Raw genomic sequence first — 24,495 nt, forward strand, 5'->3', positions numbered from 1 at the left:
TCTAGTTTAACGTAGGACCTATGTCCAATGATGCATCATCGTGGTTCAATGATTAGTTTGATTGCCGTCCGTTCCTCGCCATCAATCATGATGTCGGTAAATGCCGGAATACAGATCAAATCCATGCCTGCCGGTGCAACAAATCCTCTTGCGATTGCCACCGCTTTGACGGATTGATTGAGTGCACCTGCTCCGATTGCCTGAATTTCGACAGAACCTTTCTCTCGAAGTACACCTGCGAGCGCTCCGGCGACCGCATTCGGATTCGATTTAGCTGATACTTTCAGGACGTCCATGCATGTACCTCCCAATCAAAAATCAAAGCTCAATCAAAGAAAATCGATTGATCCGTCAAATGGATGCGTTCAATCTTCGTTGCTTTTTTTGATACATCATCAATATGAATCAAGACTCCATTTAATTGTTCCCGTCCTTCTGCAACTTCAAACCGGGTTGGGAGCTGTGTTTTAAATTTTCGTAAGACATCTTCTTTTCGCATCCCGAGGACACCATCGAGCGGTCCTGTCATGCCGACATCCGTGATGTAAGCCGTTCCGCCTTCAAGAATCCGTTCGTCAGCTGTCTGGACGTGAGTATGTGTCCCGACAACCGCTTGGACACGACCCGCCAAGTGATAGCCCATCGCGATTTTTTCACTTGTTGCTTCCGCGTGGACATCAACGAAAATCGCATCGACCTCGCCTTCGACTTCAGCAATCAGCTCATCCACAGTCCGGAAAGGATCGCCGAGCGGTGGCAAGAAAACGGTTCCCTGGACGTTGATGACCGCGATTTTCTTATTGCCGACTTTTAAGACCATCATCCCGCGGCCGGGTGTCCCTTCCGGATAATTCGCCGGACGGACAATCCGGTCCGCGTCATCAATCCAGTCAAAGATATCGCGATTGTCAAACGTATGGTTGCCCATCGTGACACCGTGGAACCCAAGTTCAAGTAACTGATGATAAATCGATTTCGTGATTCCACGGCCATGCGCTGCATTTTCTCCATTGACGAGCATGACCGTCGGATTGTATTTGGATTTAATACGTGCCGTGAACTGCTGTAAGATATGACGGCCGGGTGCCCCGACGACATCTCCGATAAATAAGATTTTCATGAAACATACCTCCAAGTAATTAAAAAAGTGGCGGTCGCCCGCCACTTTGCTTATTTTGCGTATTCGACCGCTCGTGTTTCCCGAATGACCGTGACTTTGATATGACCCGGATAATCGAGTTCTTCTTCGATTTTTTTCCGGATATCACTTGCCATCTTATGGGCAAGGACATCGTCGACGACATCAGGACGAACGATGATCCGTACTTCACGACCAGCTTGAATCGCAAAGGACTTCTCTACCCCGTCAAACGATTCTGAGATTTCTTCCAGACGTTCAAGACGTCGGATGTAACTCTCGAGTGTTTCTTGACGTGCACCTGGACGGGCGGCAGATAAGGCATCTGCGGCTGCGACCAGAACGGAAATGACAGATGTCGCTTCCGTATCCCCGTGGTGGGAAGCAATCGCATTGATGACGGTTGGATGTTCTTTGTACTTCGTACCAAGTTCCACACCGATTTCAACGTGACTTCCTTCCACTTCGTGGTCAATCGCTTTCCCGATATCGTGCAGGAGACCGGCCCGTTTCGCAAGTGTTACATCTTCTCCGAGCTCAGCTGCCATCATACCGGCAAGATGCGCGACTTCGAGTGAATGGAACAATACGTTTTGACCGTAACTAGTCCGATACTTCAAGCGACCGAGAATTTTGACGAGATCTGGATGAATCCCGTGAATGCCGACATCATATGTCGCTTCTTCACCGATTTCACGAATCCGTTCATCGACTTCCCGACGTGACTTGTCGACCATCTCTTCAATCCGTGCCGGGTGAATCCGACCGTCTTGAACGAGTTTTTCAAGTGCCATTTTTGCCACTTCCCGGCGAATCGGATCAAACCCGGATAAGATAACCGCTTCTGGTGTGTCATCGATGATTAAATCGATACCTGTCAACGTTTCAAGCGTCCGAATGTTTCGACCTTCACGACCGATGATACGACCTTTCATTTCGTCATTCGGCAAGTTGACGACAGAAACCGTCGTCTCTGCGATATGTTCCGCGGCGAACCGTTGAATCGCAAGTGAAAGAATGTTGCGTGCTTTTTTGTCTGCTTCTTCTTTTGCTTTTTGTTCGATTTCTTTTTGAAGAATCGCTGCGTCATGCATAGCAGCTTGTTTCGTCTCATCCATGATGATAGCTCTAGCCTCGTCTTGCGAAAGATTCGCAACACGGACGAGCTCTTGGCGTCCCTGTTCATACAGGTCCTCTACTTTGCGTTCTAACTCTTCAGCTTGATGCTTCCGTTTCGCGATCTCTGCATCCCGCGTATTGATTTGTTCTTCCTTACGGTCGATGGAATCAACACGGCGATCGAGTGTCTCTTCTTTTTGGAGCAATCGTCCTTCTTGTTTCGTTAACTCTTGACGACGTTCACGAAGCTCTTTTTCGACTTCTGTCCGAAGTTTAAAAGCTTCATCTTTCGCTTCGAGCAATGCTTCTTTTTTCGTTGCTTCCGCTGATACTTGTGCACGTTCCACGATTTTCGTCGCTTCTGTTTCCGCGCCTTGAATCTTCGCTTCTGCAATCGATTTCCGCAAGAAGTAGCCTACGATGAATGCGATCAGTATTGCGAGGAGAAGTATGACAATCCAAGTTGTTGTACCCATGGGTTCACCTCCCCTTTACAAGGTGTTTCTTAGTTCATTTCGGTTATTCATCGAAGCTGTCTAAAAAACGTACATCTATATTGTAAGGATAGCACTCGTTCATTGTCAACGAACGGGCGGGAAAGAATTCCTATGTTTTCCTCTTTTCAACAAAAAAAGAGCAGAATCTGAATCGATTCCACTCTTTCTCGACTTATTCTGCAAACAAATCTTCGTCTTGACCTTCTTCAAAATCAACTGGATCTTTGCGGTCAACGAGACCGTGATGCTCACGAATCAACCGTTCGACCTCATCCGCAACATCTGGATGTTCAATCATGTATTGTTTCGCATTTTCACGTCCTTGACCAAGACGCTCGGAATTGTATGAATACCAAGCTCCACTTTTTTGGACGATATCGAGATCTGTTCCAAGATCAATCAATTCACCAAATTTCGAGATTCCTTGTCCATACATGATATCGACTTCCGCTTGTTTGAACGGCGGAGCGATTTTATTTTTAACGACTTTCAGTTTCGTCCGGTTTCCGACGATATCTGTACCGTTTTTCAATGCTTCTGCACGACGGACTTCAAGACGGACTGATGAATAGAATTTCAAGGCACGTCCACCTGGAGTTGTTTCCGGGTTACCGAACATGACACCAATTTTTTCACGAATCTGGTTGATGAAGATGACGATTGTTTTTGATTTGTTTGTTGCACCAGACAATTTACGTAACGCCTGACTCATCAAACGGGCTTGCAGACCCATATGCGAGTCACCCATTTCGCCTTCAATCTCGGCTTTCGGGACAAGTGCCGCTACTGAGTCGACAACGAGGATATCGACAGCTCCTGAACGGACTAAAGCTTCCGCGATTTCAAGTGCCTGTTCTCCTGTATCCGGTTGTGATAACAGTAACTCATCGATGTTGACACCCAGTTTGCTAGCATAAGCCGGATCAAGTGCGTGCTCAGCATCAATGAATGCCGCCTGTCCGCCTTGTTTTTGAACTTCAGCAATCGCATGAAGCGAAACTGTCGTTTTACCAGAAGATTCCGGACCATAGACTTCGATTACCCGTCCACGTGGATATCCACCTGCACCGAGCGCTATATCTAATGTGATTGATCCAGAAGAGATTACGGATACTCTCTGATCTGGGCTTTCACCTAGTTTCATGATTGAACCTTTACCAAATTGTTTCTCAATCTGGCGTAATGCCATCTCAAGTGCTGCTTTACGATCACTCACGTAGCAGGCCTCCTTTTATTTATCTTACTGAGATTATTGTACTTCTTTTGAGACCGAATAACAAGCATTTTACGAACATTTATTCGTATAGTTGAAAGAAATCATCTTTTGCCCATTTCGTCTGTCGGGCTGATATTTTGGAGGAGCATGAAGTAAGCATCCTTGACGGAACGTAATCTAATCATACCACGGTCGAAGGCCGGATACGTCAATTCAAGCACTTGTGTACCGCTTGTTTGTGCCAGCGCACAATAGACTGTTCCGACGGTTCGTCCACTGTTACTTGTCGGTCCGGCTTCACCGGTCAGGGCGATGGCAAGATCCGTCTGATAGAGTTTGCGTGCCCCTTCCGCCATCGCAACGGCAACGTCCCGGCTGACTGCCGTCTGTTCATCAAGCAATGTCTGCGGCACCCCGAGGACGTTCACTTTCGCGTTATCCGCATACACGACGGCGCTGCCCCGGAAGACGTCACTTGCTCCTTGAATGTCGGTCAAGCCGCTCGCAAAAGCACCACCAGTTAACGACTCCGCTGCTGACAAGGTCAAGCCGGCTTCCCGGCACCGATTCAGAACGACTTCAGGTAAACTCGTTTCTCCGTAGCCGTAAAAATGGCTTCCGACTTCGGCAAGCACTTGCTGCTCAAGCGCATCGAGCATGTCGAGGGCGACTTGTTCATCAAGCGCCTTCGCAGTCAGACGGAGGCGGACTTCCGCCAATTCGGCGTACGGGGCGACGGAAGGATTGCGGGCTGTCCGGATGAGCTCTGCCAATCGGTCGTTTAATGCCGACTCTCCGATGCCGAAGAAACGTAATGTTCTGGATTTAATCGTTTCCTTGCCTAACAAGTGGTCGAAATGGTCTGCAATGATCCGCTTCATTTCCCGTGGAACACCCGGCAACAGAATATATTGATGATCCGCTGTATGAACGGACATCCCCGGTGCAAGCCCCGCTTGATTCGTTAGCACATCGGCTTGATCGATGACAAGGGCCTGTTTTTTTTCGTTCTCCGTCATCGTGCGTCCCCGCGTTTTTAAAAATGCCTCAATCCGGTCATAGGCCGGTTGATCCACATGAAGCGTCCGTCCGAGCAGTTCCGCCACGACCTCTTTCGTCAAGTCATCTTCCGTCGGTCCAAGCCCCCCGGTAATGACAATCAATTCCGCCCGTTCCTGGGCCTGTGTGACGACTTCGACCATCCGGTCCCGGTTATCTCCGACGACCGTATGGTAATACACGTCAATGCCGCATGTCGCAAGCCACTCCGATAAATACTGGGCATTCGTATTCGCAATTTCCCCTAACAACAATTCACTTCCGACAGCAATGATTTCTGCTTTCATTTTACATCCCCGCTTTCTTGACTATACGAAAAGACTGTTCGGGTTGACGAACAGTCTTGTTTGATCCAACTTACATGGATTTCGTAATTAATTTGATATTTTTCGAGAAATACTCGACTCCTGAATAAATTGTTAAAATCAACGCCAACCACATCGTGATTTCCGCAAAAGGAATGTTGAGTAAGGCAAATCCGATATCATGCAGTAAAAAGGCAATGATTGATGTCAACTGGACCCAGGTCTTCGCTTTTCCGGAATTTCCGGCTGCCAGGACGATTCCTTCATCTGAAGCGACGAGACGGAGTCCTGTTACAGCGAATTCACGGCATAAGATGATGACGACGACCCAAGCGGCGACGAATTCAAGTTCGACTAAATAGACGAGTGCCGCAGCGACAAGCATCTTGTCGGCAAGTGGATCCATGAATTTACCGAAGTTCGTGACCAATTTATTTTTCCGGGCAATATACCCGTCGAGCCAATCGGTGATGGCGGCGACGGAAAAGATCATCGCGGCGACGAAGTGGGAAACCGGTAGTTCCGCTCCTAAGACATCCCACTGTCCCCAGTCTGGATTGATGGCTAAGACGGCAACGAACACGGGAATTAGTAACACGCGTAAGACCGTTAATTGATTGGGCAAGTTCATTCTCGTATCCCTCCTTTTCGGGTTATGTATGCCAGCAAAACGGCTGACATGAAGAAGACACGCCTTATGGCGTGGCTACTTTCTTCAAGTAAATATTTTGAACGAGGAGGGAGCGGTTAAGCTTAAGCTCCTGATTATTGACGAGAATCCGGTCGATTCCTTTGATGGAACCGATTCGAATCCGAATCACGTCCGTTTTGGCATTTTTGACGACGATTGGATTTGGATCTGACGCATTGATATGGTCAGGCGCGAGTGCTTGTCCTTCTAAAGAAGTATCCCGTACACCAACAAATGGTGACGGTGACGCATCTTTTTTAATCTGAATGGATACACTCATTGTACCATCTGCCGGTACTTCATAGGTGATGTCTTGACCGGCTGTCGTTTTGACTGCCAACGGTTTCTTCGTTTCTTTTTTAACAGGTTCTTCTTTTTTCGCCGGTTCTTCTTTCGGCTTTTCCGCTACCGGTGCATCGGCTTCCTCACTTGGTGCGTCACCTTCGTCAATCGTGACCTCACTTTGTTTCGGCGTCGCCGTTTTCGTTCCGTCACCGTCCTGGAACGCCTGGAATCCGTAATACAAGGCAACACCGATTGCAAAAATCAAAGCAATGATGATGATATTCGGAATCCAACGTTTGGCGACACTTTTCTTCGGTGCCGTTGACTTGGAATAAGTGGCCCGGCGAGACAGCTCAACGACAGGTTGTGCTTCCGGTTCCGGCAGGTCACGTTTGTAGGTTGCAAACACTTCGTCGACATCAAGACCAAGTGCTTCTGCATACGTCTTGATAAAGGCACGTGCATAAAAGGCACCCGGCAATTGTTTATAGTCGCCTTCTTCAATCGCAACAATGTAACGTTTTTGAATTTTTGTCGTACTTTGAATTTGTTCAAGAGAGATTCCTAACGTCTCCCGTTGTTCCTTTAAGTAGGTTCCGAGCTCAGTCATCGGTAACACACCTTCCATTTTCAATACTTATTCGAAATTGAACCAATCGTTCCCGCCATGGGCACGAGGTGGTTCGGTGACAATGATTTCTTCTGTCGAGTTGCGTAATTCAATGATGTAATCAAAATCATCCCACGTGTATTCGCTCGATTTAACAAAAGCATCTGGGTGTTCGACGATTTTTGTAGCCGGTAGCCGCATGACTTCACGTAAAATCTGCCAATGCCGCTCGTCGAAATGACGCTGTGAGACAAGCGCATCGATGATATAAACATAGTCGCCTGTCCGTTCATCGTCGAACAATGAAGTCCGGACGGTCTGTTTGATTAACGTCGATGAAAGAAATAACCATTTTTTATTGGCACTGACACTCGCCGCCACGATTGATTCGGTTTTCCCGACACGCGGCATACCACGAACACCAATCAACAGGTGTCCGTCCTGTTTGCAGAGTTCCGCCATGAAATCGACGAGAATCCCCAAATCTTCCCGGACAAAACGGAACGTCTTGATTTCGCCGCTACTGTGGTCGATGTAACGACCATGGCGAATCGCAATCCGGTCCCGGAGTTTCGGTTTACGAAGCTTAATCACATCGATGGTCGTCATCGTCTTTAAGATGGCTGCAAGTCGCGGGATTTGATCCGGTTGCTTGGTTTGAAGCAACATGCCCCGACGCTGGTGATCGACACCGTTAATCGTGACAATCGAAATATGTAGCATCCCCATGAGTGACGCGATGTCCCCTAATATCCCAGGACGATTGACGTTCAGTTCGTACTCCAGATACCACTGTTCGAATTCACTCACGCGCCCAGCCTCCTCTTCAAATCGATTATCCATCCCTCATGTTAAATGATTTTTTGAAAAATGAAAAGCATTCCCCTAAGCAAATTTCACCGGACTACATCCATCCGCCGTCAATTTTAAGAACGGCACCGTTCATGTAAGCCGAATCTTCTCCCATTAAATACGTTATGGCGGATGCGACTTCCTCGACCCGTCCAAAACGACCGGCCGGAATTTCGGCAAGTGCCAGGTCCCGGTCTTCTGCTGAAAAGACGGCATTCATCGGGGTTTCGATCCAGCCCGGTGTAACGGCATTCACCCGTCCGTTCATCGCACCAAGCTCTTTACTGTACGACTTGACGAACCCAAGTTGTGCCGCCTTGCAGGTCGAATAGACGACTTCACCGGCCGCACCAAATTCGCCTAATACACTGCTGACGACAACAATCGAAAGCGATGTTGAAAAAGCTTTTTGACTGGTCAAGGTCTGGGCAATCCGGATCAAGGATTCGACATGCAACGTCATCATCGACTCGATCGAGGAACGGGACTGATCGACGAGCAGACCACTGAAACTCGTCCCGGCAATGTGAACGAATCCTTCGACAGACGGTAACCCGTCACAAAATGTCATCAAGTTCTCCCGGTCAGACAGATCGCCTGTGACGATTTCCGTCGTCACAGGCAACTGTTGGACCATCTGTTCGAGCTCATGTTGTTTTTGGTGGGTGTGGAGGACCAATTCATGCCCTTCCGCTGCCAATCGTACGACTGTTGCCCGCCCAATCGCTCCGCTTGCTCCCGTAATTAAAATCCGCATCGGTCAAGCGTACGGTTTAACGATTGAAATCGCACGATTTTCAAGCGCGAACAATTCATCGAACCGGGCTTCGATTTCTTCTTTGGTAATCGATGCAATCAAGGTCGGTAACGTGAATAGATTCGTTCCGGCAAGTGCATGACGTGAGAATTGATTAGCAATGAATTCGGGTGAGTTCAACGACCGTAAGAACTTTCCTTGCATCATATTACGTTTCCGGACGACTTCCGTCTCTTCGAACTCGGGACGAACAGATAATAATTTTTCATATGCTGTGATGAAGCGGTCCGGATCTTCCGTCTCCATCCCGAATGTCGCAAATGCAAATTCTTCTTCACTCGAATAATCAAAGCTGAACGTATCATCGATCAGGCCGTCTTCATACAGCTCGAGATACGTCGAAGACGTTTGGTCAAATAACAGGTGTAACAACAGTTCGCTTGTCAGTTCCCGACGCAATTGTTCCTGTCCACCGAGTGAATTGTCTTTATAACCGATCAAGACTTTTGGTGACTTGACGTCCAGTTCCAGTTCAAATCGTTTACGGAAGACATTTTTCGGCTCGACGCCGTAATCACGTTCGATTGCCGGACGATCCGTGTAATCTTTTTTCGCCTGATTCGCTTTGATCAAGGCAAGTGTCTCGGCGGGATCAATATTACCGACGACGAACAGGACCATATTGGACGGATGATAGAACGTCCGGTAACACGTATAGAGATCGTCCGCTGTAATTTGATCAATTGATTCCGGCGTACCGGCGATGTCGATCCGGACCGGATGTTTCGCATACATCGATTCGATCAGACCAAAAAATAAACGCCATCCCGGATTATCTTGATACATCTGGATTTCCTGTGTGATGATGCCTTTTTCTTTTTCGACACTCTCTTCCGTGAAGTACGGATCCTGGACGAAATCAATCAGCGTTTCAAGATTTTGTTCAATCAACGATGTCGCAGAGAACAGATACGCGGTACGCGAGAACGATGTGAAGGCATTCGCCGATGCACCGAGTCGCCCGAACTCTTGGAAGACATCCCCTTGTTCCGACTCAAACATCTTGTGCTCAAGAAAATGCGCGATGCCATCCGGGACATTGACCCACTGTCCATCTTTTTTAAAGCGGTTATCAATCGATCCGTAACGCGTCGTAAACGTCGCATACGTCTTTTCGTAACCTTTTTTCTGAAGTAAATACACAGCAAGTCCGTTATCGAGCTGCTCAAAAAATACTGTTTCGTCTGTATCGTGATACGTCAACTGTTCCATTATTCTTCACCTCGCAATAGATAAACTGCCTCAAGCTCGATCGTTGCTGCTAAACGGACGACATCCTCACGTGTTGCCGTCTCGATGAGATGAATCTCATCTTCAAGCGTCAGTCCCCGCATCTTCGATCCATTCAACCAGCCGATCAATTGTCCCGGCTGATCCAGAATTTGCCGACGGGCATTGATTAACATCGCCTTCGTCTGCGTCAGTTCCTCATCTGTGAACTGCCCCGCTTTGAGATCCTTCAGTTGTTCGCCGATAATCGTCTCGGCTCGCTCCGCCTGTTTTGTCTCGACACCGGCATAGACGTAAAGTGCACTGTTCAAAGCTGCATAACGGGATGCTGCGTAATACGCGAGACTTTCTTTTTCACGGACATTCATGAACAGCTTCGAATGCGGGAATCCGCCGAATAGCCCGTTAACAATTTGCATCCGAATTGAATCAACGGACGTCGGATCGACACTGACACGATATCCCAAATGCAATTTACCTTGTTTGATTGGTTGCGTCTCTGATGAACGTTTGACACCCATCACTTGTTTTTGAGCCGGAATATAATGACTTGCCTTTTCCTCGTGGGAAGGTAAGAACGATAACGCATCTTCCATCTCATCTTGCGTGACATGACCGACGACAAATACATCAATCCGGTCCTGTTCGACCATCGAACGATATGTATCGCGTAAGGAAGCCGGTGTGATTTGTTCCAGTGCCTCAAGTGTACCGAGTGAAGATAACGAAACCGCTTCTCCCGGTGCCATCAGCTCGAGCAAACGCTGTTGGGCAAAACGCATCTTATCATCGTATAACGAGCTGATCCGGAGAGCATGCAAGCGTTTTTCTTGTTTGACGAACTGTTCCCGGAATCCACCCTCTGTCAGGTCAGGGTAAAAAATCATCTGTTCTAGTAAATCTAAAGCTTCCTCAAGCAACGTCTCATGACGTACAAGGTCACCGCGGACGACATCGAGCTGGAACGAGATGACGTGTTCTTCCCCGAATTTCGATGCATCGGCATACAGTCCCGCATCATACAATGTTTCGAGCGGTTCGCGTAAAGCTTTCATCGACGGATAGGCGGCTGTCGACTTCTCCATGATATATGGTAACAAGGCACGGCTCGTCAGCGTCTTCTCTTCGAGTGGTGCTGAAAACGTCACGAGGACCGTCGTCGTCTTGAATTTATCGGTCGGAACGAGATGAAATGTCGTTCCTTTTTTGTTCCACGTTTGAAATGACTGACTCATGCTTCTCCATCCTTTCGTTTAAACACATGGGCACTGCGTAAATATTCGATGTCCGCTTTTTCATTGACCGCGTTTTCGTAACGGGCCGCTGTAAAGAAGAAATCGCTTAGACGGTTGATGAACGGTAATAAATGGTGGGCCTGTTCGACATCCACCATCGCCCGTTCGACACGCCGGCAGACAGTCCGTGCAACATGCAGGCAAGCTGCTGCTTCCGTGCCTCCAGGTAAGATGAACTTATCGAGCGGCGGCGACAGTTCCGTTAGACTGTCAATCCAACTTTCGAGATCTTCTGTCGCAGTCGTGCTCAGACGGGATGCTTTCGGTTCGACATACATTAAGTCACTCCCGCAATCGAACAAGACGTGCTGGATAACTGTCAATTGTTCCTTGACTTCGATTGATGTCGCTTTTGTCCGGGCCAGTCCGACAAAACTGTTCAGTTCGTCCAGTTCGCCCATTAGCGTAATCCGGACATCATTTTTTTTGACACGTCCACCTACGAGTGATGTATCTCCCTCATCACCTGATTTAGTATAGATTTTCAAACGACTCACTCCTATAGCGAAAGGAAGCGAATCATAAAGTTCGCTTCCTTTGTTTTTTTGGTAATTGAATTCGGAAAATGGATCCTTTCCCCAGCTCACTTTCGACCTGGACTTCCCCATCGTGCGACCGGACGACGTTTGCGACAATCGCAAGACCGATTCCAGTTCCTGTCTTGCCACGTGTCCGGGCTTTGTCCGCCTTATAAAAACGGTCAAAGACGAACGGAACATCTTCTTCCGGAATACCGTCCCCTGAATCAATTACAGATAAAGATATAGTTTCCCTATCTTCCGTGATTTCAATCTTAATTTGGCCATCTTCCGTATACCGCAACGCATTTCCAAGCAGATTCGTCATCACTTGATCCATTTGATCCGGATCGGCTTCAAACTGAGCGTCAGGACCGGTCACTTCAAATGAGACCCGCTTTTCAAGCCCCATCTGTTTGAACTTCTTGATCATCCGGTTGGCGAACGGAACCGCATCGATCGATTCAATCCGTTTTTCCTGATACCCGGCTTCCATCCGTGCCAAATCAAGCAAATCATTGACGAGGCGGGACAACCGTTGTGACTCATCGTAAATGATGGACGCAAACTCTTTTGTCGCCTCATCACTTTCCGTCATACCGTCGACAATCGCTTCTGAATAACCTTGCAGCATGACGAGCGGCGTCCGCAGTTCATGACTGACGTTTGCGACGAAGTCGGCACGCATTTTTTCGAGTTGCTGGGCTTCCGTCATATCGCGCAGGACGGCAACTGCTCCGATTTGCTCTTCCTGCTCAAGCAACGGGCTGACGATGATGATATAAAAGCGGCCATCCCGTTCAAAGGACACCGTCATTTCTTTTTCTTTGCGCATAACCGTCTGGAACAATTCGATCAACTCATCCGGAACCGGTCCACCCGCCAAAAATGCCTCGGCCGGCGGATTAGTTGCCAGTAACTCACCTGATTCCGAGAAGGTCAAGACACCGTCCGCCATACACCTTAGGATGGACGATAACAAATGACGTTCCTTATCAAGATCCGTGACATACTGATTGAGTTGACTGCTCATTTCATTAAACGCAAGCGCCAAATCACCAATTTCGTCACGCGAACGCTGGGTCAGACTCTGATCAAACTTTCCTTCACCGGCCTCGACGACTGCTTGACGAATCGTGCGGAGCGGTGCCGTAATCCGGGTCGACAGGAAGAAGGCAAAGACGGTCGTTCCGATGATTGCCAGCAACACACAGAGCTGAATGATTTGTCGTGCCCCTTCATTCGCCTGTTCGATGTTCGTCAACTGTTCGATCAGATACATCGTCCCGCTGCCGCTTTCCGTGATGAACGGAGCACGGTAAGCAAGTGCCGCTTTTCCATTAAACGTCTCATAGTTCCCGATGGCCGTCTCCCCTTCTTCACCGTCAACGGCTTTCCAGTTCTGACGTTCGAGTTCTTTGATGATCCGCTTTGCTTTTGTTTCCGAGATATTCGTTTCGACCGTATTGTCCTTCGTCGTCGCAATCAAGGTCGCCCCGTAAATATCGGTAATCTCGATAGCGGTCGCCGATCCTTCTTCCAGTCCGCTGTGGGCCTGAAAGACCGTTTCGACCTGCTGCCCGAGTTTTGCCAGATGGCCCCGCTCCTGTTCGATATGGAATGAATTAAAAAATTCGAGTAATAAAATCGTCAAGGCAATCAAGACGACGGAAACGAGTAATAAAATCGTCCCCCACAATTTAATGACGACGCTCTGTAACCATTTCATCGTCAGGCGGGATTATTCTCGAACTTGTACCCGACACCCCAAACCGTCGTGATCATTTGGGCTGCACTTGGTGACAGACGGTTCAGTTTTTCACGCAGTCGTTTGACATGTGTATCGACGGTCCGTAAGTCTCCGAAAAACTCATAGTTCCAGACTTCTTTCAGTAATTGTTCCCGCGAAAAGACTTTATCCGTCTGTTTCGCCAGGAAATACAGCAATTCATATTCTTTTGGTGTCAAGTTGACTTCCTGCGATTCGACTGTCACCCGGTGGGCATCATTATCAATCGTCAAATGCGGGAAGACGATGACGTCTTTTGTTTTCGCATCCGTATGCAGGAATTTTGTTGCACTGGCCCGGCGTAAAATCGCTTTGACGCGGAGTACGACTTCACGGGGACTGAACGGTTTGACGATATAATCATCCGCGCCCATCTCAAAACCGTGAACCCGGTTCGTCTCTTCGCCTTTTGCCGTCAGCATGACGATCGGTGTTGCTTTCGTTTTACGCAGTTCTTCACAGACCTGCATGCCATCAAGCTTCGGCATCATCAAATCAAGTAGAATCACATCATATTCCGTTTCAAGTGCCATCTCGAGAGCCGTTTCTCCATTGTCGGCTTCTTCAATCGTAAAGTTCTCACGTTCGAGATACATTTTTAATAAACGTCGAATCCGTTCCTCGTCATCAACGACTAAAATACGCGCTTCTTCTGACATCAGTTGATTCCTCCCATGAACTAATCTGTCTCACTCTATCCTACTACTCTCCTAGTATACTATGAAACAAAAGAAATAGCGTCTCTGACCGCGGAAATCAATCGTCTCGCCCAAAAAAGGATGGACGACGGAAGTTCTCTTCCGTCGTCCATCCTTGAATGATGATTCTACTAGTTGATTTCGTTACTTATGCGTATGAGTGAAGACCGGCAACGACCAAGTTGACGAAGACGAGGTTGAACATGATGACGGCGAATCCGCCGACACATAACCACGCTGATTTTTTACCGATCCAGCCGCGCTGAATCCGCATGTGCAGGTAGAAGACATAGAACAGCATGGTAATCAAGGCCCATACTTCTTTCGGGTCCCAACCCCAATAACGGCTCCAAGCCATCTGTGCCCAAATCATTGCAAAAATCAATCCACCGAGAATGAAGACCGGCAAACCGATTGCGATCGCACGGTAGCTGATTTCATCTGCTGTCTCAAGATCAATCTTACGGGCGATTGGTTTGAGGCTCTCTGCCAAACGTTTCCGTAAAATGACGAAACGAAGCAGGATGTATAAGACGAAACCGCCAATCAGTGACCACAAGACTGTATTGACTTTATTGGCATTGAGGAAATTCGGCAATTCGATGACAGCGCCAGAACCGGAAATGATTTTTCCGTTTTCAGGACCTGTTAAGACCGGCATCGTATAGTCATGTTGCATCGTCGCACCGTTTTTCGCGACATATTCGATCGTCGAGTTCGTTCCGAGTGCGTTAAACAATAATCCGACAATGATATAACCGACGACACACACGAGTGAGAACATGACGACTTCAAGCCATGTCCGTGTTTTCGATTCTTTGTTGAAATCTGTCGCATGGATCAAGTACAGCAATCCGGTCGCGAAGCTGACCGCAAGAATTCCTTCTCCGAGTGCTGCCGTCGTGACGTGAATTTTCAACCAGACACTTTGAAGTGCCGGAATCAACGGTTGAACTTCATCTGGGAACATCGACGCGTAAGCGATGACAAGCAACGCGACCGGCATCGCAATTAATCCCAGGACGTTATTACGGTAAATACCATAGACGATCAGGAAGCCAAGCACCATCATCATCCCGAAGAATGTCGTGTACTCATATAAGTTCGAGACCGGTACGTGTCCGGCTCCTGCCCAACGTGTAAAGAAGTAACCAAGCTGCGTTGCAAATCCAAGGATTGCGAGTGAGAAAGCAATCTTACCGGAACGGGTCGGTCCCTTTTTCCCACTGGTCGCAACTGCAAAGAATCCGGTACTGATCAGATATAAGATAAAAGACGTAAGCAGTAAATTACCGCTTAAACTAAGCAGATTCATTTCGATTCCCCCTCTTCCCGCAACTTCTGCCGGTCTTCCAGTTGCGGAAGTCCCACTTCAGTCAAGGCGAGATTGACTTCTTTTTGAAGTCCAAGTGCGTTTTTATTCGTAAATCCGGCAATGTTAATCTGCCCGTTTGTTTCTTTTAACCAGAGTCTGCGGTGTGGCCAGTACATGCCAAGTAACAGCCCGACCATGAAAATCATACCGCCTGCAAACAGGAACGGAAGCGTCAAATCTTTTTTAATCCGGACACCAGAGATGTTCGACAGTTCCGTACCGGCGAAGCCCATCTTATATTGGTTTTCATCGCCGCCGACATTGAGCTTAATCCCGATCAGACTCCGTTCACCTTTTGGATGTTCCGGTGATTTGATTGTAAAGACAAACGCCGGATTAACCGGCCGCGACGAGTTCGTCGTTGGTTTTCCGTCTTTGACGACGAAGTCCGGCAAGAAATCTTTCAGTTCAACATCATAACCGTTCTTTAATTTGTAGGTTTCTTGCGGATTGCGCAAGTCGACTTTAATCGTATCGATGACTTTACCCGTCTTCTGATTCTCGATGTTGAATGACATCGTCTTGAATTCCGGATCCGCTGCATATTGTTCCTGGAAGACTTGATAATTTCCGAATTCAAACGGTTGGTTGACGGCGGTTTCACCGGTTTTAACTTTTTCAAGTTTCGGTTTGAAATCATCCATCATTCCGGTTTTTTTATACAACGTCATCTGCGTATCATAGTTTTTCGGAACACTTCCGCCGGCCCGTTTCAAAGCTTCTCTGAATTTCTCAGGCTCTTTTGCCGGGTCATAAAACTCGATGTTAAACGAGTTGTTCTCGAGATAATACTGATTATCCGTCGCTTCGACCGGCAACGTTTCGCCTTCACGAATCCAAAGCAACTCGTCTTCGTGCATGCCGGGAACGATTCGCAACATCGCTCCACCAAAGAACAGGACAAGCCCGATATGGTTGATATACGGACCCCAGCGGCCAAAACGTTGTTTCTCAGCGAGCAAGGAACCGTCTTGTCGGCGGACCTTGTAGCCTTTTTTCTTCAGCAACGGTTCGATGGCATCAATCTGTTTAACCGTCCCAGCCGCTTCAGCGCCAAATCGCTGACCGCCCATAAAACGGTCGGACTGGATGACCGGTTGTTTCTTCAACGCACGATACAGCGGGAAGAAACGGTCGATCGATACGATAATGATCGATAACAGTAGTAACGTAATCAGTCCAATGTACCACCAGGATTCAAACAAGTTATGGAAGCCGAGGGCATAATAGATTTCACCGGCCGTGCCATATTCTTTACCGTAAAATTCTTCCGGCGGAACCGCTTGCGGAATGTACATTTCCTGCGGGAAGATGGTTCCGACTCCGCTCGCGATGATGATTAACCCGATCAACCATAAGCCGACTTTAACGGATGAAAAGAACGTCCAGGTCCGGTCGATCCACGATTGATTTTTTCGTTTTGAACGAAGCTCGGCTTCCTCATAACGCATATCCAGTTGCTTATATTCCTGCTGCATCATAAATTCCCCCTCGATGCGTTACTCGTTTGCTTTTTTGATCATTTCTTCTAACTTCGCTTGGTCAATTTCACCTTCATACTTTTCAACAACCTTACCTTCTTTGTTGATGATGAAGGTCACCGGCAGGTTATAGATGCCGTATGCTTTCTCGACGGCACTGTTCGTATCCATCAAGACCGGATAGTCGGTTCCTCCGATTTCCTTGATGAAGCTTGATACTCGGACCGGTGTCTCACCGACGTTGACTGCTGCAAAATTAACACCTTCTTTTTGCATCATGTCGTAATTATCGTTGATCAACGGCATTTCTTTTTTACATGGCTCACAGAATGTACCCCAAAAATTGAGTAAGAGTCCTTTGCCTTTGTACTCGTCCATCGTATGTTGTTTTTCTCCATACAAATCGACAAGTGCAAATCCTGGCGCGTCATCTCCGGCAAGGACACGACCGTCCTTATCACGTGTAGCCTGATCAACAAACTGCATGATAACGACCGCACCGGCGAATAATACCATCGTCATGATCATTAACCGCCAAAATGAACGTTTTTTCTTCTTTTGCTTCGCGGCTGCTAGCCGCTCATCCGGGTTCTGATTCGTTTTTTTCATGTTGCACCGCCTCCACCCATATTGTACTTGAAATCGCTTAATTGTTGACAGAATGTGAAATACGTTAATCGTTTTGTCACAAACAAAGAAAACTCAACCCGCAGGCTGAGCTTCTCGCTTTACAAATTAACGTTTTTTTGTGTTCTTACGTCTTTTCGTAGGGGGAGCAACCGGATCCGCCAGCTCACGCAATTGATTGACTTCTTTTTTCGAAAGTTCACGCCAGTCGCCTGATGTTAATCCAGCAAGCGTCAGGAAACCAAACTGTTCCCGTTTCAACTTGATGACTTCTGCGCCGAGTGTTTCGACCATTTGACGGACTTGACGGTTATGGCCTTCATAGATGACCATTTCTAAAATCGCGGTATTCTTTTTCTTATCGACATCGCGCATCTCGACACGTGCTTTACCAGTCTTGAATCCGTCCGGCAAGACGACACCTTTTTCGAGACCTTTGACATGATAGTAGTCCGGCACGCCTTTGATTTTGACGATGTAACGTTTCGGTACTTTGTATTTCGGATGGAGCAAGAGATTCGAAAACTCGCCGTCGTTCGTCAACAGCAATAATCCGCTTGTGTTGTAGTCGAGACGACCAACCGGGAACACGCGGTGACCCGGAGGAACAAGATCGACGACCGTTTTACGGCCTTTATCATCTTCTACCGTCGAGACGACACCTGTTGGTTTATAAAGCATGTAGTAGACGTGTTCTTCACGTTCCAGTTTGACACCGTCGACTTCGACTTCCGCACGTCCGCCGACTTTCGTCCCGAGTTCCGTGATGACTTTCCCGTTGACTTTGACGCGACCTTCTGTGATTAATTCTTCTGCCTTGCGTCGTGATGCGACACCGGCTTGGGCAATAATTTTTTGTAGACGTTCCATTAATTTATTCTCTCCTCTAGTGACGGTTCATTCCGGAAAAACAAATCCCCGTCCGCTTCAAGTGTTTCTTCAAACTCAAGCGGCGGCAATTCTTCGATACTGTTCAGTCCGAAGTGATCCAAAAAATGATCCGTCGTTTTATACAATTTGGCACGCCCGACGCCTTTGGCGCGTCCGGCTTCATCAATCAATCCTTTTGCACTTAACGTGTGGATGACACGTTCCGTCTTTACACCACGGATGACTTCAATGTCCGCGCGGGTAACCGGCTGTTTGTAGGCGATGATGACGAGTGTCTCCATCGCAGCGCGTGACAGGCTGTCCTCTGCAAGAGACCCGGCATACGCCTGCACATACGGTGACATTTCTTTACGGGTGACCATCTTGAAGACACCGCCGGATTCGACGATTTGCAACACCCGTTCGTCCGCTTCAAATATTGTCTGAAGGGCATGTAACTGTTCCCGAGCCGCTGCCTCACTGATTTCAAGGACTTGACTCAGACCACGCGGATCGATTCCATCGTCTCCGACGACGAATAACAAACTTTCAATGATTCGCTCATACGCCAATCTGATTCTCCTCCTTCACTAAGGCACGCAACAAGATGTCGTCGTTCATTTGCTCACAGGCGACGACCCGTTGTTTGACCAGTTCGAGTACGGCCAAAAAGCTGACGACCAATTCTTCAACGGTCGGTTGTTCCGTAAAGAAACCAAAAAATGTCGTTCCTTCATTGGCAAAAACATATTCCGAAACATGAACCATCTGCTGTTCAAGTGTCCGTTCTTCCCGTTTGACGGTTTTCGAACGACGTACTTTCCAGGCGACGCGTTGACGCATTTTTTCATAAGCACGCAACAAATCACTAAAAGACAGGTTTCCACTGTAATCTTGATTGTCCGCATCCAGATACGTCATCAAGTCTTCCGGCTGTTTTGAAAACAGTTCGAGCCGCGCTTCTTCCTTTTCCTTTAAGACAAGTGCAGCTTCTTTGTATGCTTTATATTCAATCAGTTGCTGAATCAACCCTTCACGTGTCGGATCCTCTTCAAAATCCGGAACTTCTTCGAAATCCGTCTGTTCGACAGGTAACAGTTGTTTACTTTTTAATTGCAGGAGCGTCGCTGCCATGACAAGGTATTCACTCGCAACATCCAGTTCGAGATGTTGCATGGCCCGAATATAGGACACATACTGATCCGTGACGATCGATACGGAAATGTCATACAGGTCAATCTCTAGTTTACCAATCAAATGCAACAACAAATCCAACGGGCCTTCAAACGCATCCATCTTTACACTGTATGATTCCATGATTCTCCCTGCCCATCAACGTTTTTTGCGCCTTAGTATACCACACATCACCTGATTTCGACTATGCTATATTAAAAGGAAAGGAGATCAATCCATGCATCCAATCGAACAATTTGCCTTTGAATTCAATGTCCAACACGACTATTTTGAATGCCACGAAGTGCTCGAAGAACTGTGGCAGGCCGGGCAACGACAAGATGAATCCCTCGTCGCCTTGATTCAGCTTGCCGTCGCCCGCTATCATCACCGCCGCGGCAATGTACCCGGGGCGATGCGGACCTACCCGAAAGCGTTCCAAAAACTTGAACGCCATGCCGGGTCACTTTCCAGTCAAGGAATTGACGTCTCCCGACTGCTTGCCTTACAACCATTGTTCATGCAGCCCGACTACCAGCATATTCCGTTGCCACTCGCTGACGATTTGGAACAACGGATCAGCAGTCTGCCAATCGAACAGTTGCAGGACCTATCGTTCTTGCGGCATAAACATGTCCTCCGGGATCGACAGGACGTCATCACGGCACGACAGATGGCACTTGCAGCACGTCAAAAAAAATGAAAAACCGGTCCGTAGCTACATGGACCGGTTTTTATTGATTTTTCCATTTCTCAACAAGTCGACTCGTTTCGTCCGTTGCACCCGTGATTTCTGTCCGCAACATCTTTTCTGCTGCATCGAGTAACATATACGACATCCGTTCCCCGCGGAACGATGGCGACAAGGCGATATGTTTCAATTCAGCGTGGCCATCCACTAATTGAAATCCGATGATGCCGATAAAATCTTCATCCTGTTTATAGAGATACAACTGCTGATTCTCATCTTGTTCATAGGTTTGAACCGTTTCAAGCAAATACTTCGGATCCTTCACTTCGCACGAAAAAGCGATTAACCCCATCGCGGTCCGTTCATTCAACTTTTTATATTTTACTAGCATCTGATTCTACACCTTCCTAGTTTCAACAACTCTCAGGAACATGATCAACTGAGACTTGTTTATTCTACACCTTCTCGACCTGAAATGCTTCACTTTTCGTCAAATCGACTAAAAAGATGGGCGGGTCGTCTTATTTAAAACGAGGCCTCCCTGTCCGTTGACAGAGAGGCGAACTCGTACAATAAGATGAGGAGGATTAGTTTGCTCCTTCAAGGACCTTGATGAATTCGCGCATATAATCCGGCAAATCGGGCGGGCGACGGCTCGAGATGATGTGTCCGTCGACTACAACCGCTTCATCGTGCCAAATTGCTCCGGCGTTCGTCATGTCATCCTTGATTCCAGGTGTACTCGTGACGTTGATTCCTTTTAACACACCGGCTGAAATCAGGACCCATCCGGCGTGACAAATCTGACCGATCGGTTGTTTCACCTGATCAAAGTGACGGACCATCGCGAGGACGGAATCGAATCGCCGTAATAAATCCGGTGACCAGCCGCCCGGTACTAAAATCGCATCATAATCTGCCGGATTAATCTCGTCAAACGTTTTGTCTGACACAATCGGAACACCGTATTTTCCGATATATTTTTCATCAGCCTTTTCACCGACGATGTCAACAGTCGCTCCTTCTTCGCGTAACCGGTGAACCGGGTACCACAGCTCTAAATCCTCAAAGTCGTTACTGACAAGTTGAATAATCTTTTTTCCTGCTAACCGCATCATAAATCGCTCCTTCATTTTTCAGTTCTTGTTGTCACTTCCCGTATTGAGCGAAAAAAAAACTTCCCTTCTTTGATCAAAGAAGGGAAGAAATCACTTACGCTTCGACGCGAATTTCTTTAATGCCAGCGCCTTGTTTCATTTTTGTCGCATGTTCAAGACCTGATGTCACTTGTCCGAAGACTGTGTGAACGCCGTCGAGGTGTGGTTGCGGCTCGTGAACGACGAAGAATTGACTCGATCCCGTGTTGCGGCCAGCATGTGCCATTGAAAGTGAACCGGCTTTATGTTTGTGCGGGTATGATGTTGACGTTTCGCACGGAATCGTCTTACCTGATCCGCCTGTACCGTTTCCGATCGGGCAACCGCCTTGTGAAACGAAACCAGGGATGACACGGTGGAAGTTCAATCCATCGTAGAAGTTCGAGTTCGCAAGGTTCTCGAAGTTTTCTGTTGTGATCGGTGCATCGTCGTTAAACAATTCAAACTCAATTTTATTTCCGTCTTCTAATAAGATATATCCAGTTTTTTGCATCGTATACCAACCTTTCGCGCTTTTCAGCTGTGGTGTTCGCCACGGCATTCGTGGCTCCGTTACCTAGTGTATCAAATCTTCACAAAAAACGCAGGTTTTTTACTCATTCCACTGCCGATTCGAGAATTTCGAGCTGAACGGTTTCACCGGCAATGACCGATATCCGAATGCCGTTTGGTAACGGGAAGACCGGGTCGGTATGTCCGAAGTCTGCTCCGAGCACAATCGGGAAGTCATAACCGCGGGTCGCCCGCAACAGAATGTCCTTCAGCGGGAAGTCCGGATCAAACTCGACTTTACTGTGAAAACGTCCGACGACGATCCCGGAAATCTTATCATACGCTCCGAGATGACGGAGTTGCGTAAAGTACCGGTCAATCGTCTCCGGCGTTTCACTTTCGTCGTCTTCAAGCATCAGGACCGCACCGTCAAGCGACGGCATGTATGGTGTCCCGGCAAGCAACAGCAATGTCCCGAGGTTACCGGCAACGATTGGTCCCGTCCCCTCGCCTGTACGGGCGACGACGTATCCCTCATTGACGACGTGCGTCCGTCTCCGGTCATCATTGATGTCCCAGCGCAGGCCTTCATCCGTCCATTCATCCGATGCTTCGATTTGACCGATCGGTTCCGTCTGCATCAACATTTTTTCAAACCATTTTTTTGTATAGTCATCGAGACCATGCAGTTGACCAAATTGCGGTAAAATAGCAGGCCCGACGAATGTCGTTAATCCGGTCTTCGTCTGGATGCCGGACAGCAGTGCCGTAATGTCGCTGTATCCCATGAAGATTTTCGGATTATTCCGGATCAAGTCGTAATCGAGTTCATCGAGTAACTGATGCGAGTTAAAGCCGCCGATCGTCGCAATGATCGCTTTGACATCCGGGTTTTGAAACGCCATATGTAAATCTTGAAGCCGTTCCCCGATTGTTCCTGCCGTATGACTGTGAACCGCTGTCGCATTCGGCATGACGAGGACCTTAAAACCCATCCGTTCCAGTGTTTCAATCCCCCGTTGCAGACGACGCGGTACATAAGCTGCGACCGCAGAAGCCGGCGAAAGAATCGCAATCGTATCGCCGACGTTTAATTGAGCTGGTTTCATTTGTGTTCCCCCCTCACGTTCTTCATTTCACTATAACAAAAAACAACCGACTGGGAAAGAAACCCAGACGGTTGTAAGAAAAAACCTTATTGAATGACCGCGTGAACGAGCGGACGTGCTTCCGGCTTCGTGTCACTGATGTGATACGCGTGATCCATTTTTTCGATGGCTTGATCAAGCGTTTCTTTGTTCGAACGGAGTGTCGCGATGACATCACCGACTTCGACTTTGTCGCCGACTTTTTTGAACAATGTGACGCTTGCTGCATGATCGATGACATCCGTTTTCGTTGCACGGCCTGCTCCGAGAATCATCGCTGCAACACCAACTTCATCGGCGATGATTTCTGAGACGTATCCTGCTTTCGACGCGACGAAATCTTTTTCGAATTTCGTTTCGAGTGCTTTTGACATATCGTCGACGAGTGACGCATCGCCGCCTTGTGCTGCGATGAATTTCTTGAAGACGTCAAGTGCTGCTCCGTTTGCGAGACGTGTTTCGAGATCCGCATACGCTTCGTCGAACGTCGGATAGAACTCACCGAGGACTGCCATGTGTGATGCAATCGTCAAGGCGATGACTTTCAAATCGCGTACATCTTTCCCTTGCAGGACTTCAATTGCTTCTTTGACTTCATTCGCATTTCCGATTTCGTTTCCGAGCGGCTGATCCATGTCCGTGATGACGGCAATCGTCTTCCGGTTAACACTTTTACCGATTGATACCATTTCTGTCGCAAGTGCTTTCGCGTCTTCAAATGATTTCATGAACGCGCCTGAACCTGTTTTAACGTCGAGGACGATACTGTCAGCACCGGCTGCGATTTTTTTCGACATGATCGAGCTTGCGATCAACGGAATCGAGTTGACCGTCGCTGTCACATCACGTAATGCGTAGAGCTTTTTGTCAGCAGGTGTCAGGTTCCCTGTTTGACCGATGATCGCCATCTTGATGTCGTTGACTTGTGTCACGAACGCTTCTTCCGATAACTCCACATCAAATCCTGGGAAAGCTTCGAGTTTGTCGATTGTTCCGCCTGTATGGCCAAGACCACGTCCGCTCATCTTCGCGACAGGAATCCCGATTGATGCGACGAGTGGTGCTACGATCAGACTGATTTTATCACCGACACCGCCTGTTGAGTGTTTGTCGACCTTTTTACCGTGGATACGTGACAAGTCGATGACATCACCAGACTCGACCATCGCCATCGTCAAATCCGCGATTTCGCGATCTGACATACCTTGATAGAAAATTGCCATCGACATCGCTGACATCTGATAATCCGGAATGTCACCGTTCGTGAAGCCTTCTACCATCGCTTTAATATCAGCAGTTTGTAATTCGCCGCCGTCTCGTTTTGTTGCAATCAAATCTACCATACGCATAATAAGTTCCTCC

General features: G+C 47.9%; 26 protein-coding genes. 1 reads left to right on the forward strand and 25 read right to left on the reverse strand.

Going from position 1 to position 24,495, the window contains the following annotated elements:
• Nucleotides 1–35: 35 nt before the first annotated feature.
• From MUN34_RS09090 to MUN34_RS09185, 20 genes are all read right to left on the reverse strand, one after another.
• Nucleotides 36–296 carry a stage V sporulation protein S gene (locus MUN34_RS09090; RefSeq protein WP_012369932.1) on the reverse strand — a complete coding sequence of 87 codons (261 nt, stop codon included), beginning with the start codon at nt 294–296 and terminating at the stop codon, nt 36–38.
• A gap of 29 nt (nt 297–325) precedes the next feature.
• Nucleotides 326–1,120 (reverse strand): TIGR00282 family metallophosphoesterase, encoded by a 795-nt coding sequence (locus MUN34_RS09095; RefSeq protein ID WP_012369931.1) that lies wholly within the window; start codon nt 1,118–1,120, stop codon nt 326–328.
• 50 nt (nt 1,121–1,170) lie between these two features.
• Entirely contained in the window at nt 1,171–2,733 is a 1,563-nt protein-coding gene (gene rny / locus MUN34_RS09100) for a ribonuclease Y (protein WP_026828797.1), read from the reverse strand.
• 193 nt (nt 2,734–2,926) lie between these two features.
• Nucleotides 2,927–3,970, reverse strand: coding sequence for a recombinase RecA (recA, locus tag MUN34_RS09105; protein WP_026828798.1), 1,044 nt, complete (start codon nt 3,968–3,970; stop codon nt 2,927–2,929).
• A 101-nt stretch (nt 3,971–4,071) separates the two neighbouring features.
• The gene (locus MUN34_RS09110; RefSeq protein WP_247857610.1) at nt 4,072–5,316 is read right to left on the reverse strand and encodes a competence/damage-inducible protein A; all 1,245 of its coding nucleotides are present in this window, start codon (nt 5,314–5,316) and stop codon (nt 4,072–4,074) included.
• 70 nt (nt 5,317–5,386) lie between these two features.
• Nucleotides 5,387–5,965, reverse strand: a complete 579-nt coding sequence (pgsA, locus tag MUN34_RS09115) for a CDP-diacylglycerol--glycerol-3-phosphate 3-phosphatidyltransferase (RefSeq protein WP_026828800.1) — start codon at nt 5,963–5,965, stop codon at nt 5,387–5,389.
• A gap of 64 nt (nt 5,966–6,029) precedes the next feature.
• A complete protein-coding gene (locus tag MUN34_RS09120) occupies nt 6,030–6,920 on the reverse strand; it encodes a helix-turn-helix domain-containing protein (RefSeq protein WP_026828801.1) in 891 nt (296 codons plus the stop codon).
• A 27-nt stretch (nt 6,921–6,947) separates the two neighbouring features.
• Nucleotides 6,948–7,730, reverse strand: coding sequence for a DUF3388 domain-containing protein (locus tag MUN34_RS09125; RefSeq protein WP_012369925.1), 783 nt, complete (start codon nt 7,728–7,730; stop codon nt 6,948–6,950).
• A 94-nt stretch (nt 7,731–7,824) separates the two neighbouring features.
• Nucleotides 7,825–8,529, reverse strand: a complete 705-nt coding sequence (ymfI, locus tag MUN34_RS09130) for an elongation factor P 5-aminopentanone reductase (protein WP_247857611.1) — start codon at nt 8,527–8,529, stop codon at nt 7,825–7,827.
• Between the two features lie 3 nt (nt 8,530–8,532).
• Nucleotides 8,533–9,804 (reverse strand): EF-P 5-aminopentanol modification-associated protein YfmH, encoded by a 1,272-nt coding sequence (yfmH, locus tag MUN34_RS09135; RefSeq protein ID WP_481804379.1) that lies wholly within the window; start codon nt 9,802–9,804, stop codon nt 8,533–8,535.
• Nucleotides 9,801–11,054 (reverse strand): EF-P 5-aminopentanol modification-associated protein YfmF, encoded by a 1,254-nt coding sequence (gene yfmF, locus MUN34_RS09140; protein WP_247857613.1) that lies wholly within the window; start codon nt 11,052–11,054, stop codon nt 9,801–9,803. Before yfmF ends, yfmH begins: the two co-directional genes overlap by 4 nt.
• Complete coding sequence (locus MUN34_RS09145; protein WP_026828805.1) at nt 11,051–11,602, reverse strand: cob(I)yrinic acid a,c-diamide adenosyltransferase; 552 nt, start codon at nt 11,600–11,602, stop codon at nt 11,051–11,053. Before MUN34_RS09145 ends, yfmF begins: the two co-directional genes overlap by 4 nt.
• A gap of 31 nt (nt 11,603–11,633) precedes the next feature.
• Nucleotides 11,634–13,361 (reverse strand): ATP-binding protein, encoded by a 1,728-nt coding sequence (locus MUN34_RS09150; protein WP_026828806.1) that lies wholly within the window; start codon nt 13,359–13,361, stop codon nt 11,634–11,636.
• A gap of 2 nt (nt 13,362–13,363) precedes the next feature.
• Nucleotides 13,364–14,080, reverse strand: coding sequence for a response regulator transcription factor (locus tag MUN34_RS09155; RefSeq protein ID WP_026828807.1), 717 nt, complete (start codon nt 14,078–14,080; stop codon nt 13,364–13,366).
• A 187-nt stretch (nt 14,081–14,267) separates the two neighbouring features.
• The gene (gene ccsB / locus MUN34_RS09160) at nt 14,268–15,434 is read right to left on the reverse strand and encodes a c-type cytochrome biogenesis protein CcsB (RefSeq protein WP_026828808.1); all 1,167 of its coding nucleotides are present in this window, start codon (nt 15,432–15,434) and stop codon (nt 14,268–14,270) included.
• Nucleotides 15,431–16,972, reverse strand: coding sequence for a cytochrome c biogenesis protein ResB (gene resB, locus MUN34_RS09165; protein ID WP_235188872.1), 1,542 nt, complete (start codon nt 16,970–16,972; stop codon nt 15,431–15,433). Before resB ends, ccsB begins: the two co-directional genes overlap by 4 nt.
• Nucleotides 16,973–16,993: 21 nt before the next feature.
• The gene (locus MUN34_RS09170) at nt 16,994–17,584 is read right to left on the reverse strand and encodes a redoxin domain-containing protein (RefSeq protein WP_026828810.1); all 591 of its coding nucleotides are present in this window, start codon (nt 17,582–17,584) and stop codon (nt 16,994–16,996) included.
• 126 nt (nt 17,585–17,710) lie between these two features.
• Nucleotides 17,711–18,472, reverse strand: a complete 762-nt coding sequence (locus MUN34_RS09175) for a pseudouridine synthase (RefSeq protein ID WP_014969990.1) — start codon at nt 18,470–18,472, stop codon at nt 17,711–17,713.
• Nucleotides 18,472–19,044, reverse strand: coding sequence for an SMC-Scp complex subunit ScpB (gene scpB, locus MUN34_RS09180; RefSeq protein WP_026828811.1), 573 nt, complete (start codon nt 19,042–19,044; stop codon nt 18,472–18,474). The genes MUN34_RS09175 and scpB overlap by 1 nt, the downstream gene beginning before the upstream one ends.
• Nucleotides 19,034–19,789, reverse strand: coding sequence for a segregation/condensation protein A (locus MUN34_RS09185; RefSeq protein WP_026828812.1), 756 nt, complete (start codon nt 19,787–19,789; stop codon nt 19,034–19,036). The genes scpB and MUN34_RS09185 overlap by 11 nt, the downstream gene beginning before the upstream one ends.
• Nucleotides 19,790–19,883: 94 nt before the next feature.
• Between MUN34_RS09185 and MUN34_RS09190 the strand changes: the two genes are divergently transcribed.
• Nucleotides 19,884–20,348 (forward strand): DUF309 domain-containing protein, encoded by a 465-nt coding sequence (locus MUN34_RS09190; protein WP_247857614.1) that lies wholly within the window; start codon nt 19,884–19,886, stop codon nt 20,346–20,348.
• Nucleotides 20,349–20,379: 31 nt separating this feature from the next.
• Here the strand turns inward: MUN34_RS09190 and MUN34_RS09195 are convergent, their stop codons facing one another.
• From MUN34_RS09195 to MUN34_RS09215, 5 genes are all read right to left on the reverse strand, one after another.
• Nucleotides 20,380–20,727 carry a GNAT family N-acetyltransferase gene (locus tag MUN34_RS09195; RefSeq protein WP_026828814.1) on the reverse strand — a complete coding sequence of 116 codons (348 nt, stop codon included), beginning with the start codon at nt 20,725–20,727 and terminating at the stop codon, nt 20,380–20,382.
• Nucleotides 20,728–20,923: 196 nt separating this feature from the next.
• Nucleotides 20,924–21,451, reverse strand: coding sequence for a type 1 glutamine amidotransferase domain-containing protein (locus tag MUN34_RS09200; RefSeq protein ID WP_026828815.1), 528 nt, complete (start codon nt 21,449–21,451; stop codon nt 20,924–20,926).
• Nucleotides 21,452–21,548: 97 nt separating this feature from the next.
• Entirely contained in the window at nt 21,549–21,986 is a 438-nt protein-coding gene (locus MUN34_RS09205; protein ID WP_012369909.1) for a peptidylprolyl isomerase, read from the reverse strand.
• Between the two features lie 103 nt (nt 21,987–22,089).
• A complete protein-coding gene (locus MUN34_RS09210) occupies nt 22,090–23,094 on the reverse strand; it encodes a S66 family peptidase (RefSeq protein WP_026828816.1) in 1,005 nt (334 codons plus the stop codon).
• 86 nt (nt 23,095–23,180) lie between these two features.
• Entirely contained in the window at nt 23,181–24,482 is a 1,302-nt protein-coding gene (locus tag MUN34_RS09215; protein WP_247857615.1) for a pyrimidine-nucleoside phosphorylase, read from the reverse strand.
• Between the last annotated feature and the right edge of the window lie 13 nt (nt 24,483–24,495).

The sequence above is a fragment of the Exiguobacterium sp. 17-1 genome, assembly GCF_023096305.1.
In the GTDB taxonomy this organism is placed as follows: Bacteria; Bacillota; Bacilli; order Exiguobacteriales; family Exiguobacteriaceae; genus Exiguobacterium_A; species Exiguobacterium_A sibiricum_A.

What these genes read in the sequence shown, in the direction of transcription:
- MUN34_RS09090 (WP_012369932.1), bottom strand. Translation starts at nt 296, where the DNA reads ATGGACGTCCTGAAAGTATCAGCTAAATCGAATCCGAATGCGGTCGCC.
- MUN34_RS09095 (WP_012369931.1), bottom strand. Translation starts at nt 1,120, where the DNA reads ATGAAAATCTTATTTATCGGAGATGTCGTCGGGGCACCCGGCCGTCAT.
- rny (WP_026828797.1), bottom strand. Translation starts at nt 2,733, where the DNA reads ATGGGTACAACAACTTGGATTGTCATACTTCTCCTCGCAATACTGATC.
- MUN34_RS09110 (WP_247857610.1), bottom strand. Translation starts at nt 5,316, where the DNA reads ATGAAAGCAGAAATCATTGCTGTCGGAAGTGAATTGTTGTTAGGGGAA.
- pgsA (WP_026828800.1), bottom strand. Translation starts at nt 5,965, where the DNA reads ATGAACTTGCCCAATCAATTAACGGTCTTACGCGTGTTACTAATTCCC.
- MUN34_RS09120 (WP_026828801.1), bottom strand. Translation starts at nt 6,920, where the DNA reads ATGACTGAGCTCGGAACCTACTTAAAGGAACAACGGGAGACGTTAGGA.
- ymfI (WP_247857611.1), bottom strand. Translation starts at nt 8,529, where the DNA reads ATGCGGATTTTAATTACGGGAGCAAGCGGAGCGATTGGGCGGGCAACA.
- yfmF (WP_247857613.1), bottom strand. Translation starts at nt 11,054, where the DNA reads ATGAGTCAGTCATTTCAAACGTGGAACAAAAAAGGAACGACATTTCAT.
- MUN34_RS09150 (WP_026828806.1), bottom strand. Translation starts at nt 13,361, where the DNA reads ATGAAATGGTTACAGAGCGTCGTCATTAAATTGTGGGGGACGATTTTA.
- MUN34_RS09155 (WP_026828807.1), bottom strand. Translation starts at nt 14,080, where the DNA reads ATGTCAGAAGAAGCGCGTATTTTAGTCGTTGATGACGAGGAACGGATT.
- ccsB (WP_026828808.1), bottom strand. Translation starts at nt 15,434, where the DNA reads ATGAATCTGCTTAGTTTAAGCGGTAATTTACTGCTTACGTCTTTTATC.
- resB (WP_235188872.1), bottom strand. Translation starts at nt 16,972, where the DNA reads ATGCAGCAGGAATATAAGCAACTGGATATGCGTTATGAGGAAGCCGAG.
- MUN34_RS09170 (WP_026828810.1), bottom strand. Translation starts at nt 17,584, where the DNA reads ATGAAAAAAACGAATCAGAACCCGGATGAGCGGCTAGCAGCCGCGAAG.
- MUN34_RS09175 (WP_014969990.1), bottom strand. Translation starts at nt 18,472, where the DNA reads ATGGAACGTCTACAAAAAATTATTGCCCAAGCCGGTGTCGCATCACGA.
- MUN34_RS09185 (WP_026828812.1), bottom strand. Translation starts at nt 19,789, where the DNA reads ATGGAATCATACAGTGTAAAGATGGATGCGTTTGAAGGCCCGTTGGAT.
- MUN34_RS09190 (WP_247857614.1), top strand. Translation starts at nt 19,884, where the DNA reads ATGCATCCAATCGAACAATTTGCCTTTGAATTCAATGTCCAACACGAC.
- MUN34_RS09195 (WP_026828814.1), bottom strand. Translation starts at nt 20,727, where the DNA reads ATGCTAGTAAAATATAAAAAGTTGAATGAACGGACCGCGATGGGGTTA.
- MUN34_RS09200 (WP_026828815.1), bottom strand. Translation starts at nt 21,451, where the DNA reads ATGCGGTTAGCAGGAAAAAAGATTATTCAACTTGTCAGTAACGACTTT.
- MUN34_RS09205 (WP_012369909.1), bottom strand. Translation starts at nt 21,986, where the DNA reads ATGCAAAAAACTGGATATATCTTATTAGAAGACGGAAATAAAATTGAG.
- MUN34_RS09210 (WP_026828816.1), bottom strand. Translation starts at nt 23,094, where the DNA reads ATGAAACCAGCTCAATTAAACGTCGGCGATACGATTGCGATTCTTTCG.
- MUN34_RS09215 (WP_247857615.1), bottom strand. Translation starts at nt 24,482, where the DNA reads ATGCGTATGGTAGATTTGATTGCAACAAAACGAGACGGCGGCGAATTA.